This window comes from Pseudideonella sakaiensis (assembly GCF_048320135.1).
In the GTDB taxonomy this organism is placed as follows: Bacteria; Pseudomonadota; Gammaproteobacteria; order Burkholderiales; family Burkholderiaceae_C; genus Ideonella_A; species Ideonella_A sakaiensis_A.
Genome location: NZ_CP182947.1, coordinates 3,556,879 through 3,572,999 on the forward strand (window position 1 = coordinate 3,556,879; position 16,121 = coordinate 3,572,999).

Sequence of the window (16,121 nt, forward strand, 5' to 3'; positions counted from 1 at the left end):
ATGACAAACGCTCCGCCACCGCCGCCCGCACCGCCGTCGACCGCGACCGGCACGTCGACGCGCCCGTACCTGATCCGTGCACTGCACGACTGGTGCACCGACAACGGATTCACGCCGTACATCGCGGTCTTCGTCGACTCGACGGTGCAAGTGCCGATGGAGTACGTGAAGAACAACGAGATCGTCCTCAACGTCGGTTTCGAGGCCACGTCGGGCATGAAGCTGGGCAACGACTGGATCGAATTCAAGGCCCGTTTCGGCGGCAGCCCGCGATCTATCCAGGTGCCGGTTGATCATGTGATCGCGATCTACGCGCGCGAGAATGGCCAGGGCATGGCATTCCCGATGCCTGCCGAAGGGCAGAGCGGTGCAACGGCCGACGACACACAGGGCAGGCAGGGCGGTTTGCGGCTGGCCAGCGACGACTCGGCGTCCGATGCCGCCGATGGCGCGGAAGACGGGTCTCCGGACGCACCGCCGCCGGGCGACAACACACCGCCGTCAGGCCCGCGGCCGGCGCTGAAAAGGATCAAGTGAAGGGCGAGCTGCCGGCCGAGCGTGCTGGCGGCAGCCGCTAGAATCCTTTGTTCTGGTGGTCAGCAGGCCACCAATTGCCCTTGTAGCTCAGTTGGTAGAGCAGCGGTTTTGTAAACCGAAGGTCGCGGGTTCGACTCCTGCCGGGGGCACCATCTCCAGCCATCCGCCTTTGTTCAGGGGCTGACGGCAATATTGCGGGGCCGGCCGAACAGGTCGGTAGCCGGCAGTGTCTTGCCGGGCTCCGCTGCCTGACGACTGGTGCTGATCAGCACGCCGATCATCGCGGCGACGACCAGGAACGGCATGAACCATGCGCCACCGGCAGGTGCCGTGTGCAGCCCCTCGCTCAGGTTCGCGATTTCGGCATCCGACAATACATCGAGCCGTTGTTTTGCATGACCGGCATCGACACCGGCCGCCACCAGTCCGGCCAGCAGTTGCTGCCGCTGGCTCTGCGGGCTTGGAGCGATTGCTGGAGCAGCCGCCTGATGGACCCGTTCAGTCTGGATCAAGCCGCCGGCAAATGCCGGATTCAGCGCCCCGTTGAGCGACAGGCTGATGGCAAGGGCGGTCACGACGAGCGAATGACGGCGGCGCATGACGGAAGGTTCCTTCACTGGAGATCAGGCAAGGATTGTGCACCGGTTCGCCGGCGTGGGGTCATTGCTTCGTGATCGAGACAAACCTGCGCATAATGCACCCCCCTGGGGCATGACCGGCATCTGTCGGCATGGGGTGGTCAACGGTGCAGGACCTTGATCCTGACGGTTCTTGTGCCGCAGGCCTGTTGATCCAGGGCAGCTTCCAGGCGAGGTCGGAGCTGCTTCAGTTTGGCGGCCACTGCGGCGTTCGCTGCCAGCAGTGTCCAGCCCTCGGCATCGATCGGGCCGCCCTGTACATGCGGCAGCAAGCCGGCGGGCAGGCAGGTCCGGACCGCTGCGAGGCAGGCCGCGGATTGCGTCATGCGCCGGCGAAGATCGGCCAGTGGCGCGCTGCGCTGCAAGGCCTCGGTCAGAGCCAGTGCATCTGGCACGGCCGGTGCTGTGGGTCGGTTCATCGGGAGGAGTTTATCGATGCAGATACTTGTCACCCATACCAGCATGAGTGCTTCGCGGGTATTGCAGTTCTCGCGGCTGCAACTGGTGTCCGCGGTGCTGGCGGTGCTGATGCTGCTGATGCTGGTCTGCGCGACCGTCTACCACTTCGTCTTTCTGAAGGCGGCGCGCGAAGGATGGCCGGTGTTCAGTCAGATGGTGCAGATGGTCGCCCGCGACGAAACCGCCCAGCGCGACCGTTATCTGCGCGAGAACCTCGACGTGATGGCGCGCAAGGTCGGCGAACTGCAGGCCAAGCTGATCCGGCTCGAAGCGATGGGCGAGCGCGTGTCGGGCCTGGCAGGCGTCAAGCCACAGGATCTCCGGCAGATGCTGATTCCTGCCGCCGGCGCGGCATCGGCGCCGGCCGGCGGGGGCGGCAAGGGCGGGGTCTACCTGCCGCTGCCGGCCGAAATCTCCACTCTTTCGGAACTCGATGCGCTGGTGCTGGCGCTCGATGCAAAAACCGACCAGAGCAACGATGTGCTGACGCTGGTCGAATCACGGTTGTTCGAGAAAAGACTGGCCGCATTGATGGTGCCGAACAGCCGGCCGGTCGACGGCATCGTCGGTTCCGGCTTCGGCTTCCGCCCGGACCCGTTTACCGGGCGGGCAGCGCTGCATACCGGGCTTGACTTTCCGGCCGACAGCGGCACCGCGATCCAGGCTTCGGCCGGCGGCGTGGTGCTGCAGGTACAGCAGCATCCGCAATATGGATTGATGGTCGAACTCGACCACGGGCGCGGGCTGGTTACACGTTATGCGCATGCATCGAAGGTGCTGGTCAAGGCGGGCGACCTGGTCAGGCGCGGCCAGCCGATCGCCGAGGTCGGCAGCAGCGGCCGCTCGACCGGGCCACACCTTCATTTCGAGGTGCTGGTCGACAATGTGCAGCAGGACCCGGCGAAATTCCTCGCCGGCGGTGACGCGCCGGCGCTGGCCAGTGCCCGGCTTGTGGCGCCGCATCGCTGACGTCTGCAGCGATCTTGCGGGCCTCCATGCCGCCTCGGGCAGCACCTGCCCCGGCGGTGCATGCCCTGGGTCGCCGGCGGCTTGTCGGCCGATGGCTAAAATCGACGGTTTTTCGTGATCGGGGCTCTTGCAACTCCGCCGCGCCGGCGCCACCTGTTAGGGCTGGCTTCCGTACTGTCGGCTGATCGCAGTCTCGCATCTCGACTCACGGCTTTTTCCGGCCTGCTGGCCGCAACCAAGAATCCGCATGTTGCCCAAGCTTCTCACCTCGATATTCGGCAGCCGCAACGAGCGGCTGTTGAAGCAGTACCGCCGCACGGTGGGGCAGATCAACGCGCTGGAGCCCAAATTCGAGGCGCTCGACGACGAGGCCTTGCGCGCGAAGACGATCGAGTTCCGTCAGCGTCATGCCGATGGCACATCGCTCGACGATCTGCTGCCCGAGGCGTTCGCGGTGGTCCGCGAGGCCGGCAAGCGGGTGCTGAAGATGCGCCATTTCGACGTCCAGCTGATGGGCGGGATGGCATTGCACGAGGGGAAGATCGCCGAGATGCGCACCGGCGAAGGCAAGACGCTGATGTCGACCTTGCCGGTGTACCTGAATGCGCTCGAGGGCAACGGCGTCCACCTGGTGACGGTCAACGACTACCTCGCGCAGCGTGATGCCGAATGGATGGGCCGGCTGTATACCTTCCTCGGCATGACGGTCGGCGTCAATCTGCCGAACATGTCGCGCGAGCAGAAGCAGGCCGCCTATCTCGCCGATGTGACCTACGGCACGAACAACGAATTCGGCTTCGACTACCTGCGCGACAACATGGTGCAGGACGTCACCGATCGGGTGGCGCGCAAGCTGCACTATGCGATCGTCGACGAGGTCGACTCGATCCTGATCGACGAGGCGCGCACGCCGCTGATCATCAGCGGCCAGGCCGAAGACCATACCGAGATGTATGTGCGCATCAACGCCATCGTCCCGGGGCTGAAGAAGCAGATCGGCGAGGCCGACCCGCGCACCGGCGAGGGCATCGTCGAGCCGGGCGATTTCACCGTCGACGAAAAGACGCACCAGGTCTTCCTGACCGAGGATGGCCATGAAAACGCCGAGCGCCTGTTGGCTGAAGCCGGGCTGCTGCCGGAGGGCGCGAGCCTGTACGACGCGGCCAACATCTCGCTGATGCACCATGTGTATGCCGCGCTGCGTGCCAACCACCTGTACAACCGCGACCAGCACTATGTGGTCCAGCAGGGCGAAAACGGCCCCGAGGTGGTGATCGTCGACGAGTTCACTGGCCGGCTGATGAGCGGGCGGCGCTGGTCGGACGGCCTGCACCAGGCGGTCGAGGCGAAGGAGGGCGTGCCGATCCAGAGCGAGAACCAGACGCTCGCGTCGATCACCTTCCAGAACTATTTCCGGATGTACGGCAAGCTCGCCGGCATGACCGGCACGGCCGATACCGAGGCCTACGAATTCCAGGAGATCTACGGCCTCGAGACCGTCGTGATCCCGCCGAACCGGCCGACGATCCGCAAGGACGAGCTCGACCTGATCTACAAGACCAGCACCGAGAAGTTCAATGCGGTGATCGCCGATATCCGCGAGTGCCAGGGCCGTGGCCAGCCGGTGCTGGTCGGCACCACGTCGATCGAGAATTCGGAACTGCTGTCGGGCCTGCTCGACAAGGCCGGCCTCGCGCACAACGTGCTCAACGCCAAGCAGCATGCCCGCGAGGCGGAGATCGTCGCCCAGGCAGGCCGCCCGGGAATGATCACGATCGCGACCAACATGGCCGGCCGCGGCACCGACATCGTGCTCGGCGGCAACGTCGAGAACCAGATCAAGATCATCGATGCGGACGATTCGATTGCGCTGGAAGATAAACTCGCGCGCGCCGAGAAGCTGAAGGCCGAATGGCAAAGCCTGCACGAGCAGGTCAAGGCGCAGGGCGGCCTGCGCATCATCGCGACCGAGCGGCACGAGTCGCGCCGCATCGACAACCAGCTGCGCGGCCGTTCGGGCCGGCAGGGTGACCCGGGTTCCTCGCGCTTCTACCTGTCGCTCGACGATTCGCTGATGCGCATCTTCGCCGGCGACCGCGTGCGCGCGATCATGGACAAGCTGAAGATGCCCGAAGGCGAGGCGATCGAGGCCGGCATCGTCACCCGCAGCATCGAGAGCGCGCAACGCAAGGTCGAGGCCCGCAACTTCGACATCCGCAAGCAGCTGCTCGAATACGACGACGTCGCCAACGACCAGCGCAAGGTGATCTACCAGCAGCGCAACGAGATCCTCGAGGCATCCGACCTGTTGCCGCAGATCACCAACCTGCGTGCCAGTGCGATGACCGACGTCGTGCGCGGCTTCGTCCCCGAACAAAGCGTCGAGGAGCAGTGGGACCTCGACGGCCTCGAGAAGCAGCTGCGCGAAGAGTGGCAGATCGAGATCGACCTGAAGGGCGATGTCGAGAGCAGCGACTCGGTGACCGACGAGGATCTGGTCGAGCGGGTCATTGCTGCGGCCGACAAGGTGTTTGCCGACAAGCTCGAGCGCGTCGGCATCGAGCAGTTCACGCCGTTCATGCGGATGATCCTGCTGCAATCGATCGACCAGCACTGGCGTGAACACCTTGCTGCACTCGACTACCTGCGCCAGGGCATCCATCTGCGCGGTTATGCGCAGAAGAATCCGAAGCAGGAATACAAGCGCGAGGCCTTCGAGCTGTTCAGCCAGCTGCTCGACGCAGTCAAGCTGGACGTCACGCGGGTGCTGATGACGGTGCGCATCCAGTCGCAGGAAGAAGCGACGCGGGCAGCCGAGGCGATCGAGGAGCGGGCATCGCGGCTGGCCAACGTGACCTATACCCATCCGCTGGAAGACGGCAGTGTCGCGCGCGACACCGGTGCGCAGGCGGCGGCCGACGAGGTGCCGAAGGTCGGCCGCAACGAGCCGTGCCCTTGCGGCAGCGGCAAGAAATACAAGCATTGCCACGGCAGGCTCGCCTGAAGGCGGCGCTCGGCGGCCGCTCGCGGCTGCCTACAATGGGCGCCTGTTCTGCTGCCTGTTGAGCCAACGCAATGCCCGTCAATCTGCAGGCGCCCCGCGCCGAAGACCTGTTGCCCGTTGCCGGGGTCGAACTCGGCACGACGATGGCCGGAATCCGCAAGGCCGGCCGGCGCGACCTGACCATTTTCAAGCTGGCAGACGGCAGCAGCGTTGCCGGTGTCTTCACGAAGAACCGCTTTTGCGCCGCGCCGGTGCAGCTGTGCCGCAAGCACCTGGCCGCCGGCCTCGGCATCCGCGCGCTGCTGATCAATACCGGCAATGCCAACGCCGGTACCGGCGAGGACGGCATGACCCGGGCGATGTCGACCTGCATCGCGCTGGCGCAGCAACTGGACATCGCACCCGAGCAGGTGCTGCCGTTCTCGACCGGCGTGATCATGGAAACCTTGCCGGCCGACCGCATCCGCGCCGGCATGCCGGCGGCGCTGGCCGACCTGCAGCCCGACCACTGGGCCGATGCCGCGACCGCGATCATGACCACCGATACGCTGCCGAAGGCGGCGTCGAAGCAGCTGCAGATCGGCGGCAAGACGGTCACGATCACCGGCATCAGCAAAGGCGCCGGCATGATCCGGCCGAACATGGCGACGATGCTCGGCTTCATCGCGACCGACGTTGCGATCGAGCCCGGCCTGCTGCAGCCGCTGCTCGACGATGCCGCCAACCAGAGCTTCAACCGAATCACGATCGACGGCGATACGTCGACCAATGATTCGTTCGTGCTGGTCGCGACGCACCAGGCGGGCAACCAGCCGATCACGTCGCTCGATGCGGCCGACGGCAAGGCCTTGCGCGAAGCGCTGGTCGACGTCTCGCGCACGCTGGCGCAGGCAATCGTCCGCGACGGCGAGGGGGCGACCAAATTCATCACGATCGAGGTCTGCGGCGGCCGTGACGATGCCGAATGCGCGAAGGTGGCCTATGCGATTGCCCATTCGCCGCTGGTGAAGACGGCATTCTTCGCCAGCGATCCGAACCTCGGCCGAATCCTGGCGGCGGTCGGGTACGCCGGCATCGACGATCTCGACCAGGGGTTGATCGACCTGTTCCTCGACGATGTCCATGTTGCGAAGCAGGGCGGCCGTGAGCCCGGCTACCGCGAAGAGGATGGCCAGCGCGTGATGAAGCAGTCGGAAATCACCGTCCGCGTCGACCTGCACCGTGGCAACTGCGCGACGACGGTCTGGACCTGCGACCTGAGCCACGATTACGTCAGCATCAACGCCGACTACCGCTCCTGATTGCAGGCGCGCGGGACTCCGGAGCCTGCACGGCTGGGGTTAAACTAGGGGGGTGCGAGCCCTCACGGGTTTCGCAGTGTCTCAAGCGTCCAGTGCCTGATGACTCTGCCTGCTCCGCTGCAACGGAGCAGGCACTCCTGCGTGACCCGGGGCTCAGACTCCGTCGCTGGCAGGCGAGAAGCGGTCGACGGCGTCGGTGATCAGACCGTCGATGCCGAGCGAGATCAGGCGTTGTGCGGCCTGCGTTTCATTGACCGTATAGGCAAGCACGCGCCGGCCGGCCGAGTGCAGCGCGTCGATCATTGACGCATCGATCAACGGATGGTGCGCGACGACGGCCCGGCAGTCGAGCCGCTGCGCATTGCCGAGCCAGTCCGATTCCAGCTTGTCGATCAGCAGGGCCCTCGGCAACTCGGCCACGGCGGATTGTGCCGACTCGAGCGCCTCCGGTACGAATGAACTGAGCAGCGGCTTGCGGCCGCTGAGCTGCCACAGTTGCCGTGCCGCCAGCGCAACCGCCCGCCCAGTCGCTTCGGCATGGCCGGGGGTCGGCTTGATCTCGATGTTCAGGTCGAAGCCATTGGCGATGCAGTAACGGGCGACCGCTTCGAGAGTGGCCAGCGGTTCGCCGGCGTCGCGCCGCCCATGCCAGCTGCCGGCATCGAGTTGCGACAGGTCGGACCAGGCCCGTTCGCCGGCCACGCCCTGGCCATTGGTCGTGCGGTCGAGCGTCGCATCGTGGAGCAGGAATGCGATCCCGTCTGCGCTCAGCTTGACGTCGCATTCGAATGCGCGGTAGCCGAAGGCTGCGCCGAGGCGGAATGCGGCCAGCGTATTTTCCGGCGCCAGTTTGCCGGCACCACGGTGCGCGATCCAGCGCGGATAGGGCCAGTCGGCCAACTGGATCGGTGCGGCCATCTGCGCGTCAGCCGACGCGGCGTCCGCTGGCCGCATCGAACCAGTGCAGGTGGGTCGCGTCGACATGCAGCCGGATCGTGGTGCCGGCGCTCGGCGGAGCATCGGTCGCATCGATGCGCACGTTGACGAGTTCGCCGCCCATGTGGCCGTAGACGATGCGCTCGGCGCCGAGCATCTCGATCATCTCGATCGTCAGCGGCCATTCGCCGTCGGGCCGGATCTCGATATGTTCCGGCCGCGCACCAAGGATCAGCGCGCCGTCGCGGGGTGCCGGCGCCGGCAGGTTCAGCGTCACGTCGCCGATCGTGAAACGATTGCCGGCGACCTGGCCGTGCAGCAGATTCATCGGCGGGCTGCCGATGAAGCTGGCAACGAAGGTCGTCGCCGGCTGTGCATAGACCTCGTCCGGCGTGCCGACCTGTTCCATGTTGCCGGCGTTCATCACGATCATCCGCTGTGCCAGCGTCATCGCCTCGACCTGGTCGTGCGTGACGAACAGCGAGGTGACGCCGAGCTCGCGGTGCAGTTTCTGGATCTCGAGCCGGGTCTGCGCGCGCAGCTTGGCATCGAGGTTCGACAGCGGCTCGTCGAACAGGAAAACCTGCGGCTGGCGCACGATCGCACGGCCCATCGCGACCCGCTGCCGCTGGCCGCCCGACAACTGGCGCGGCTTGCGATCGAGCAGAGCGCCGAGTTCGAGGATGCCGGCGGCCTTCTCGACCCGTGCCTGGATCTCCGCCTTCGGCACTTTTGCGATCTTCAGCCCGTAGGCCATGTTGTCGAACACGCTCATGTGCGGATACAGCGCGTAGTTCTGGAAAACCATCGCGATGTCGCGTTCGGAAGGCTCGAGCTGGTTGACGACGCGTTCGCCGATATCGATCTCGCCGCCGGTGATCTCTTCCAGTCCTGCAACCATCCGCAGCAGCGTGCTCTTGCCGCAACCCGACGGCCCGACGATGACGACGAACTCGCCGTCGGCAATCTCGACGTTGACGCCATGGATCACCTTCACGGCATGAGCGCCGTGACCGTAGGTCTTCTCCACATCGCGCAGTGTGATGGATCCCATCTATCTTCCTATTTTTCGGTGTCGACAAGGCCCTTGACGAACCATTTCTGCATCAGGATCACGACCAGCGCGGGTGGCAGCATCGCCAGGATCGCGGTGGCCATCACGACGTTCCATTCGGTTGCCGCATCACCACCGGTGACCATGCGCTTGATGCCCATCACGACCGGATACATGTCTTCGGTGGTGGTCACCAGCAGCGGCCAGAGGTACTGGTTCCAGCCGTAGATGAACTGGATCACGAACAGCGCGGCAATCGAGGTGCGCGACAGCGGCAGCAGCACATCCTTGAAGAAGCGCATCGGACCGGCGCCGTCGATGCGTGCTGCCTCGACCAGTTCATCGGGCACGGTCAGGAAGAACTGGCGGAACAGGAAGGTCGCGGTTGCCGATGCGATCAGCGGCACCGTCAGTCCGGTGAAGGTATTGAGCATGCCGAGGTCGGCAACGACCTTGTAGGTCGGCAGGATGCGCACTTCGACCGGCAGCATCAGCGTCACGAAGATCATCCAGAAGACGAGATTGCGGAACGGGAAGCGGAAGTAGACGACCGCGAAGGCCGACAGCAGCGAGATCGCGATCTTGCCGATCGCGATCACCAGCGCCATCACCAGGCTGACCCACAGCATCGGCCCGACCGGCGGCAGCCGATTCCCGTATTCGGTCTGGCCGCCGAACAATGCGACGCGGTAGCTCTCGACGACGTTGTCGCCCGGCAGCAGCGACATCGGGACGTTCTGCACGATCTGCGTTGCGGTCTGCGTCGATGCGATGAAGGTGACGTAGACCGGGAAGGCGACGATCATCACGCCGAGCAGCAGCACGAGGTGCGACAGAACCGTCGCGACGGGGCGGTTCTCAACCATCAGTAGTTCACCCTTCGTTCGACATAACGGAACTGCACGACGGTCAGCGCGATGACGATCACCATCAGCACCACCGACTGCGCCGCCGAGCCGCCGAGGTCGAGCGCCTTGAAGCCGTCGAAATACACCTTGTAGACGAGGATCGCGGTCTCCTTGCCTGGGCCGCCCTCGGTAGCCGCATCGACGATCGCGAAGGTGTCGAAGAAGGCGTAGACGATGTTGATCACGAGCAGGAAAAACGTCGTCGGCGTCAGCAGCGGGAATTGCACCGACCAGAAGCGGCGCCACGGACCGGCGCCATCGATCGCGGCGGCCTCGATCAGGCTTTTCGGGATCGATTGCAGTCCGGCCAGGAAAAACAGGAAGTTGTACGAGATCTGCTTCCAGACTGCCGCCATCACGATCAGCGTCATCGCGTGATCACCGTTGAGCAGGTGGTTCCAGTCGATGCCGCCTTGCCGCAGCCAGAAGCTGACGATGCCGATCGATGGCGCAAACATGAACAGCCAGACGACGCCGGCAACCGCCGGGGCCACCGCGTACGGCCAGATCAGGAAGGTCTTGTAGGTCGACGCGGCGCGCACCACGCGGTCGGCCATCACCGCCAGCGCCAGCGCGATGAAGAGGCCGAAAAACGCCACCAGTGCCGAGAAGATCGCAGTCGTCTTGAACGACGCCAGGTAGGTCTCGTCGTTCCACAGACGGATGAAATTTTCGGCGCCGACGAACTGCGTGCTCGTGCCGAAGGCATCTTCCGTCAATACGCTCTGGTACAGCGCCTGGCCGGCCGGCCAGAAGAAGAAGACCAGCACGATCGCCATCTGCGGCGCGACCAGCGCCCAAGGCAACCATGCGGATTTGAAGCGGACGCGTTTTTCTACAGCCAATGCTTTAGCTTCGATTCGTCAAACAACACAACCCCTTCCCGTCATGCGGGAAGGGGTTGCCGTGAAGGCGTGGATGGTACCGCCTTCCGGCGGTCATCCGATCAGGACTTGTTCGCTTTCTCGAAGCGCTCGAGCAACTCGTCGCCACGCTTCTTGATCGAATCGAGTGCATCCTTGGCCGATTTCTTGCCGGCCCAGACCTGCTCCATCTCCTCGTCATAGATCGCGCGGATCTGCACGAAATTGCCGAGCCGGATGCCGCGCGACTTGTCGGTGACCTTGCGGATCATCTGCGTCACCGGCACATCGGTACCCGGATTCTCCTTGTAGAAGCCGGACTTCTCGGTCAACGTGAAGGCGGCCGTGGTGATCGGCAGATAACCGGTGCGCTGGTGGCTCTCGGCCTGGACCTTCGGGTCGGACAGGTAGTTGAAGAAGGCCGCGACGCCCTTGTACTCCTGGGGCTTCTTGCCCGACATCACCCACAGGCTGGCGCCACCGATCACGGTGTTCTGTGGTGCGCCGGCGACGTCAGGGTAGTAGGGCAGCGTGCTGATGCCGGCGTTGAACTTGGCATTGCGCTTGACGTTGGCGATCAGCGATGAAGACGCGGTGTTCATCGCGCATTCGCCGGAGACGAATGGCGCATCGGCCTTGTTGCCGCGGCCCTTGTAGACGAACAGTCCCTGTTGCGCCATGTTGGCCAGGTTCTCGATATGGCGGACGTGCAGCGGCGAATTGGTCGCCAGCCGGGCGTCCATGCCATTGAAGCCGTTGTTCTTGGTCGCGAACTCGACGTTGTGCCAGGCCGAGAAGTTCTCCATCTGCGTCCAGCCCTGCCAGCTGGTCGTGAACGGACAGGCATGGCCGCTGGCCTTCAGCTTGGCTGCCGCCAGCACCACCTCGGGCCAGGTCTTCGGCGGCGCCTCGGGATCCAGGCCAGCGGCCTTGAAGGCATCCTTGTTGTAGTGCAGCACCGTTGTCGAGCTGTTGAACGGCATGCTCATCATCTCGCCGTTCGGTGCGGTGTAGTAGCCGGCCACTGCCTGCACGTAGGCCTTCGGGTCGAACTTGGCGCCGGCCTCCTTCATCAGCTGGGCCACCGGCTTGACCGCGCCCTTGCTGGCCATCATCGTCGCGGTGCCAACCTCGAACACCTGCAGGATGTGCGGCGCGTTGCCGGCGCGGAAGGCGGCGATGCCTGCGGTCATCGACTCGTCGTAGGTACCCTTGAAGACGGCATTGACCTTGTAGTCCTTCTGCGACTCGTTGAAACCCTTGGCCAGGTCGTTGACCCATTCGCCGAGGGCGCCGCCCATCGAGTGCCACCAGACGATTTCGGTCTGTGCGTGTGCTGGGCTGCCGGCAACCGCCAGCCAGACTGTTGCGGCGATCGGAAGAACTTTGAAATTCATGTTGACTCCGGAAATGATGGCTTGATTCGCCGAATGCGGCGTTCGAACGGGCGCGATTGTCGCGCCCATTCATCACAGTCCCTGTTTATCCCTCGAATGCAGCCCGCATGGCATCGGGATATGCCCGTGTTCCGGACGACCGATGGCCGCTCGAAGCGGAGCTTTGCGATGTGAATATTCCCGCCCCCCGGTAGCCCCGTCTGAGGATGCCGTGCGACGGCCATCTGCCTAACCTGACATCACGCTGAAACGGCGATGCGGGACCTCCGCTTCTGCTGTCCGGCGTCTTCAATGAGGAGAGAGATGATGCAAGTGAAAGCGATGGTGATGCTTCTGACCCTTTTCACCGGGGTGGCGTCGTTTGCCGATGAAGGCCCGACGCGTGAGCAGGTGCGCGCCGAACTGGCGCGTGCGATGGCGGCTGGCGAGATGGCCGGCATCAATGAGGCCTGGGACGGCTCGTTGCCGCAGCGCCCGGCCGGTGTTTACGGCCGCTCGTTTGCCGGCGCTGAGCTGACGCGCGAGCAGGTCCGTGCGGAACTGCAGCGTGCGATCGCGGCCGGCGAGATGCCGGTAGCAAACGAGGGCTGGGATGGCTCGGTCATCGCGTCGCCCTCGGGTGTCCACGGCCGGCCGTTCGCCGAGCAGCCCGGTCTGACGCGCGAACAGGTGATCTCCGATTACCAACGCGCGCTGCGCAATGGTGACATCGCCCGCCACCGCCTGACCTATGCCGTCGGCGGTGATTGACCGACCGGTCCGATGCTGCGCTGTTGATCAGTGATGATCAATGGCGCAGCATTCCGTCGATCGATCAGGCGTCGGTGCAGATGACACCCATGTTGTTGAACATCGCGGTGACCGCCATGTTGACCCTTCCGGCCGAACCGGCGCAGACCGGTGTAGCGGTCGACAAGGCAGGTTCCGGGCAAGCCGCTGCCCGGCAACCGGGCGGGCAGGCCAATCCACGCGCGGACCCGCGTGCCGGCGGACTGATGATCCGTGTTGCGGCCGGCGACTGGGGCGGCGGCGATCCGCAGACCATCCGGCTGGTACTCGAGGCAGTGGCGGCTGAAATGCTGTCGCGTTTCTCCGGGCGTGAGCCGCTGGCGCCGATCCATGTCTCGCGTTCGCCAGTCCGGCCGGTCACCTTGTTCGAACGCGGGCCGCACGGCGAATACCGGATCGAACTGAATGCCAGCGGACGCGACGCGGCACCCTATATCTACGAGTTTGCCCACGAGTTGTGCCACGTGTTGTCGAATTACGAGCGCCATCACCACGCCGCTGCCGCGCGCAGCCAGCAATGGTTCGAGGAGGCCTTGTGCGAAGTCGCGTCGCTCTATTCGCTGAAGGCGCTGGCGAACCGTTGGCAGCGGTCGGCACCGACGGCCGAGCTGGCCGCCGCAGCGCCGGGGCTGCTCGAGACCGCGCGCCGCTTCCAGCAGGAGGCCCACCGCCGCCTGCCGACGGGCACCACATTGGCCGGCTGGTATGCACTGGCCGGCGCGCGGCTCGGCGCCAGCGCCTACGACCGCAACCGCAATGAAGTGGTGGCCAACCTGCTGCTGCCGCTGTTCGAGGAGAACCCGGAGCTGTGGGGCGCCATCTCGTTCCTGAACCTGCAGGCGCCCGGATCGAGCTTCCGCGACTACCTGCAGTCATGGCTGGACAATGCGCCGCCCCGCTACAAGGATGTGATCCGCTACACGATCTCGCTGTTCTTCAGGCGCGAGGCGCCGCCGGTGGCGCCCGGTGGCGACTACCCTTCGCGGCCCTTGCAGATCATCGTCACCTTCGGCCCCGGCGGCGGTGCCGACGGCATGGCGCGCAAGCTGGCCGAATTGCTCGAGCCGCAAGTCGGGATGCCGGTGCTGGTCGAAAATGTCGCCGGCGCATCCGGCAATGCCGGACTGACCAAGGCACTGCTGAGCAGCGATCCGGAGCACACGCTGGTGACGCTGATCGCGCTGACCGCGGCAGCCTGGGCCGATGGCGTCGGCACGATCGGCGCGTCCGATTTCACCATTCTCGGCATCGTCCAGCAGTCGCCATCGATGCTGTTCGTTCGGGCAGACAGCCCGCTGGCGGATTTCGAGCAGTTTCTCGCCGCCGCCGCCCGCAGACGGCTCAGCGTCGCGACTTCAGGCCGCGGCACGCTCGACGACCTGACGCTGGCATTGCTCGGCAGCCATGGCTATCTGCTGCAGAACGCGCCGTTTGCGCTGCCGCGCCAGCGTTACCAGGCGACGCTGGACGGCCGGACCGATGCCTTGTTCGAGGAGCCTGGCGACGTCGCCGGGCACCTTGCTGCCGGAGCGCTGCGGCCACTGGTCGTTTTCGCCGGCCATCGCCATGCGGCATTTCCAGCCATTCCGGCGATCGTTGAATTCGGCCTCGCGATCGACGACCTGCCGAATTTCCGCAGCCTTGCCGTGCGCGCCGGCGTCGCCGCCGACAAGGTCGAGATCCTGAACCGGGCCATCGACACCGCACTGCGCAGCGACGAGTGGCAGCACTATTGCGCGCGCACCTTCAGTTGCGCGAGCGCCGTCACGCCAACCGAAGCTGCCGCACGCGTGCGCCGGCTTGTTGATCGGGTAGGCGCCCACCGCGCCCGTCTGCCGCGTTGAAGTGGGTGATCGCGATGCTTCGGATGCTGCTCCTTCTGCTGTTGCCGCTGATCGGCATGTTGCCGCTGCGCGCCGCGGCAGCGGCCGAGGCGAATGGGCAACAGCAGCATATCGCCGTGATCGTTGCCCGCGGTGACGCCGGGCCGGCGATTGATGCCGTGCTCGCCGGAATGGCCGACTACATTGAATTGCTGAACCGGCGCGACGGCGGCATCAACGGCGTGCGGCTGGTCTGGGACGATTGCGGCAGCGTCATGGAAGCGCCGGGCGAAGGTCCGTGCGCCGAACAGGTGACCCACGATCGGGTGGCGATCGCGCTGCCTGGCGGCCTGTCGCCGGCGCTGGCCGAGCGCAGCCGCGCCGAGCGCATTCCGCTGCTGATGCCGGCCGATGCGTCTTCGCTGGGGGTCGACGGTCGCGCCGATCGTTATGCCTTCACGCTGCTCGCCGGTCCGCTGCGGCAGGCCGCGGCGCGGCTGCAATTCATTGCCGACCGCGAAGGCGGCATTGACCGCTTGCGCGGCAAGCGGATTGCATATCTGCACGCCGCTCAGCCGAGCCGGCACGAGGTCGGCGAACTGCTCGAACGGCAGGCTGCCGAATACGGCTTTGCGCTCGACCAGCATTCGATCGTCGCATCGGTCGAGGCCGCAGCCGAGGTCTGGCAGGCGATCCACCGCGACGCCGTCGACTGGGTGCTGCTCGATACCGCGGGCCCGGCCACTTCCGCAGCCTTGCGCGCTGCCGCACGCGTCGGCTTCCCGGCCGACCGCATCATCGGATCGGCCGCCGCCGGCGACGACGAGGACATCATCGCCGCCGGCGCGGCAGCGATCGGCTACATCGCGGCGTCGCCAGTTCCGTCGGGCGGCAATTTCCTGCTGCTGCGCGATATCCGCCGTCACCTGCCGGACGCAGCGGCGAATGCGCCGAACCGTCGCGATGCGGGCTATCTCCGCGGCATTGCGCAGGCGCTGTTGGTCGGGGAGGCGATCCGCCTTGCACAGCGCCGCTACGGTGCCCGGCCGATCGACAGCGAACAGCTCCGCTGGGGCCTGGAGCGCTTGCAACTCGACGACGAACGCCTGTCACGGCTCGGCGCGCTCGAGATGCTGCCGCCGAGCGCGACCAGTTGTTCCGATCACGATGCCGGCGATGCGGTCAAGTTCCAGCAATGGCTTGGCGGCCGCTGGAATGTCGTGTCGGACTGGGTCGGCGGCGACACCGCTGCCGTCGAGGCGGTCATCGACACGCTGGCCCGGCGCCGGACGCGCGACGGCGAGCCGACGGCGGGAAATTGCCCGCCGGAGTGAGGCCGCCGACCGCACCGGGCGGCGTCCCGTCGCTGGTGACGCGGCGGCGCGGGCATTCGGGCTAACCCTGAATGATCGGCCCCGGTGCGTTAACATCCAGCGCCAAGTG

General features: G+C 65.5%; 14 protein-coding genes and 1 tRNA gene. 8 read left to right on the plus strand and 7 right to left on the minus strand.

Going from position 1 to position 16,121, the window contains the following annotated elements; translation table 11 throughout:
• Together ACNH6H_RS16305 and ACNH6H_RS16310 are read left to right on the plus strand one after the other, a co-directional pair.
• The gene (locus ACNH6H_RS16305) at positions 1 to 537 is read left to right on the plus strand and encodes a ClpXP protease specificity-enhancing factor (protein WP_418319125.1); all 537 of its coding nucleotides are present in this window, start codon (positions 1 to 3) and stop codon (positions 535 to 537) included.
• 76 nt (positions 538 to 613) lie between these two features.
• A tRNA-Thr gene (locus tag ACNH6H_RS16310) sits at positions 614 to 689 on the plus strand.
• Positions 690 to 710: 21 nt separating this feature from the next.
• Here the strand turns inward: ACNH6H_RS16310 and ACNH6H_RS16315 are convergent.
• The gene (locus ACNH6H_RS16315) at positions 711 to 1,136 is read right to left on the minus strand and encodes a DUF6627 family protein (RefSeq protein ID WP_418319126.1); all 426 of its coding nucleotides are present in this window, start codon (positions 1,134 to 1,136) and stop codon (positions 711 to 713) included.
• Between the two features lie 140 nt (positions 1,137 to 1,276).
• Complete coding sequence (locus tag ACNH6H_RS16320) at positions 1,277 to 1,639, minus strand: hypothetical protein (RefSeq protein ID WP_418319127.1); 363 nt, start codon at positions 1,637 to 1,639, stop codon at positions 1,277 to 1,279.
• Between ACNH6H_RS16320 and ACNH6H_RS16325 the strand changes: the two genes are divergently transcribed.
• The 3 genes from ACNH6H_RS16325 to argJ all read left to right on the plus strand — a co-directional run bounded on the left by ACNH6H_RS16325 (position 1,611) and on the right by argJ (position 6,908).
• On the plus strand, positions 1,611 to 2,603 hold the full coding sequence (locus ACNH6H_RS16325; RefSeq protein ID WP_418319128.1) for a M23 family metallopeptidase: 993 nt from the start codon (positions 1,611 to 1,613) through the stop codon (positions 2,601 to 2,603). The genes ACNH6H_RS16320 and ACNH6H_RS16325 overlap by 29 nt on opposite strands.
• Positions 2,604 to 2,850: 247 nt before the next feature.
• On the plus strand, positions 2,851 to 5,607 hold the full coding sequence (gene secA / locus ACNH6H_RS16330) for a preprotein translocase subunit SecA (RefSeq protein WP_418319129.1): 2,757 nt from the start codon (positions 2,851 to 2,853) through the stop codon (positions 5,605 to 5,607).
• Between the two features lie 71 nt (positions 5,608 to 5,678).
• Positions 5,679 to 6,908, plus strand: a complete 1,230-nt coding sequence (gene argJ, locus ACNH6H_RS16335) for a bifunctional glutamate N-acetyltransferase/amino-acid acetyltransferase ArgJ (RefSeq protein ID WP_418319131.1) — start codon at positions 5,679 to 5,681, stop codon at positions 6,906 to 6,908.
• Between the two features lie 153 nt (positions 6,909 to 7,061).
• On the opposite strand, the gene ugpQ is transcribed toward argJ, so the two are convergent.
• The 5 genes from ugpQ to ugpB all read right to left on the minus strand — a co-directional run bounded on the left by ugpQ (position 7,062) and on the right by ugpB (position 12,066).
• Complete coding sequence (gene ugpQ, locus ACNH6H_RS16340; protein WP_418319132.1) at positions 7,062 to 7,826, minus strand: glycerophosphodiester phosphodiesterase; 765 nt, start codon at positions 7,824 to 7,826, stop codon at positions 7,062 to 7,064.
• Positions 7,827 to 7,833: 7 nt separating this feature from the next.
• A complete protein-coding gene (locus ACNH6H_RS16345; RefSeq protein WP_418319134.1) occupies positions 7,834 to 8,898 on the minus strand; it encodes a sn-glycerol-3-phosphate import ATP-binding protein UgpC in 1,065 nt (354 codons plus the stop codon).
• An 8-nt stretch (positions 8,899 to 8,906) separates the two neighbouring features.
• Positions 8,907 to 9,764, minus strand: coding sequence for a sn-glycerol-3-phosphate ABC transporter permease UgpE (ugpE, locus tag ACNH6H_RS16350; protein WP_418319136.1), 858 nt, complete (start codon positions 9,762 to 9,764; stop codon positions 8,907 to 8,909).
• Complete coding sequence (ugpA, locus tag ACNH6H_RS16355; protein WP_418321362.1) at positions 9,764 to 10,585, minus strand: sn-glycerol-3-phosphate ABC transporter permease UgpA; 822 nt, start codon at positions 10,583 to 10,585, stop codon at positions 9,764 to 9,766. The genes ugpE and ugpA overlap by 1 nt, the downstream gene beginning before the upstream one ends.
• Before the next feature lie 167 nt (positions 10,586 to 10,752).
• Positions 10,753 to 12,066, minus strand: coding sequence for a sn-glycerol-3-phosphate ABC transporter substrate-binding protein UgpB (ugpB, locus tag ACNH6H_RS16360; protein WP_418319138.1), 1,314 nt, complete (start codon positions 12,064 to 12,066; stop codon positions 10,753 to 10,755).
• Between the two features lie 306 nt (positions 12,067 to 12,372).
• Between ugpB and ACNH6H_RS16365 the strand changes: the two genes are divergently transcribed.
• The 3 genes from ACNH6H_RS16365 to ACNH6H_RS16375 are packed head-to-tail and all read left to right on the plus strand — an operon-like array spanning position 12,373 to position 16,012.
• Positions 12,373 to 12,816: a DUF4148 domain-containing protein gene (locus ACNH6H_RS16365; RefSeq protein ID WP_418319139.1), complete on the plus strand. Its 444-nt coding sequence runs from the start codon at positions 12,373 to 12,375 to the stop codon at positions 12,814 to 12,816.
• Positions 12,817 to 12,839: 23 nt separating this feature from the next.
• Positions 12,840 to 14,699: a tripartite tricarboxylate transporter substrate binding protein gene (locus ACNH6H_RS16370; protein WP_418319141.1), complete on the plus strand. Its 1,860-nt coding sequence runs from the start codon at positions 12,840 to 12,842 to the stop codon at positions 14,697 to 14,699.
• A 23-nt stretch (positions 14,700 to 14,722) separates the two neighbouring features.
• Positions 14,723 to 16,012 carry an ABC transporter substrate-binding protein gene (locus ACNH6H_RS16375; protein ID WP_418319143.1) on the plus strand — a complete coding sequence of 430 codons (1,290 nt, stop codon included), beginning with the start codon at positions 14,723 to 14,725 and terminating at the stop codon, positions 16,010 to 16,012.
• Positions 16,013 to 16,121 lie beyond the last annotated feature (109 nt).

Coding starts and splice junctions, on each gene's coding strand:
- ACNH6H_RS16325 (WP_418319128.1), top strand. CDS start 1,611: ATGCAGATACTTGTCACCCATACCAGCATGAGTGCTTCGCGGGTATTG.
- ACNH6H_RS16345 (WP_418319134.1), bottom strand. CDS start 8,898: ATGGGATCCATCACACTGCGCGATGTGGAGAAGACCTACGGTCACGGC.
- argJ (WP_418319131.1), top strand. CDS start 5,679: ATGCCCGTCAATCTGCAGGCGCCCCGCGCCGAAGACCTGTTGCCCGTT.
- ACNH6H_RS16315 (WP_418319126.1), bottom strand. CDS start 1,136: ATGCGCCGCCGTCATTCGCTCGTCGTGACCGCCCTTGCCATCAGCCTG.
- ugpB (WP_418319138.1), bottom strand. CDS start 12,066: ATGAATTTCAAAGTTCTTCCGATCGCCGCAACAGTCTGGCTGGCGGTT.
- ACNH6H_RS16375 (WP_418319143.1), top strand. CDS start 14,723: ATGCTGCTCCTTCTGCTGTTGCCGCTGATCGGCATGTTGCCGCTGCGC.
- ugpA (WP_418321362.1), bottom strand. CDS start 10,585: ATGGCGATCGTGCTGGTCTTCTTCTTCTGGCCGGCCGGCCAGGCGCTG.
- secA (WP_418319129.1), top strand. CDS start 2,851: ATGTTGCCCAAGCTTCTCACCTCGATATTCGGCAGCCGCAACGAGCGG.
- ACNH6H_RS16365 (WP_418319139.1), top strand. CDS start 12,373: ATGCAAGTGAAAGCGATGGTGATGCTTCTGACCCTTTTCACCGGGGTG.
- ACNH6H_RS16320 (WP_418319127.1), bottom strand. CDS start 1,639: ATGCTGGTATGGGTGACAAGTATCTGCATCGATAAACTCCTCCCGATG.
- ugpQ (WP_418319132.1), bottom strand. CDS start 7,826: ATGGCCGCACCGATCCAGTTGGCCGACTGGCCCTATCCGCGCTGGATC.
- ACNH6H_RS16305 (WP_418319125.1), top strand. CDS start 1: ATGACAAACGCTCCGCCACCGCCGCCCGCACCGCCGTCGACCGCGACC.
- ugpE (WP_418319136.1), bottom strand. CDS start 9,764: ATGGTTGAGAACCGCCCCGTCGCGACGGTTCTGTCGCACCTCGTGCTG.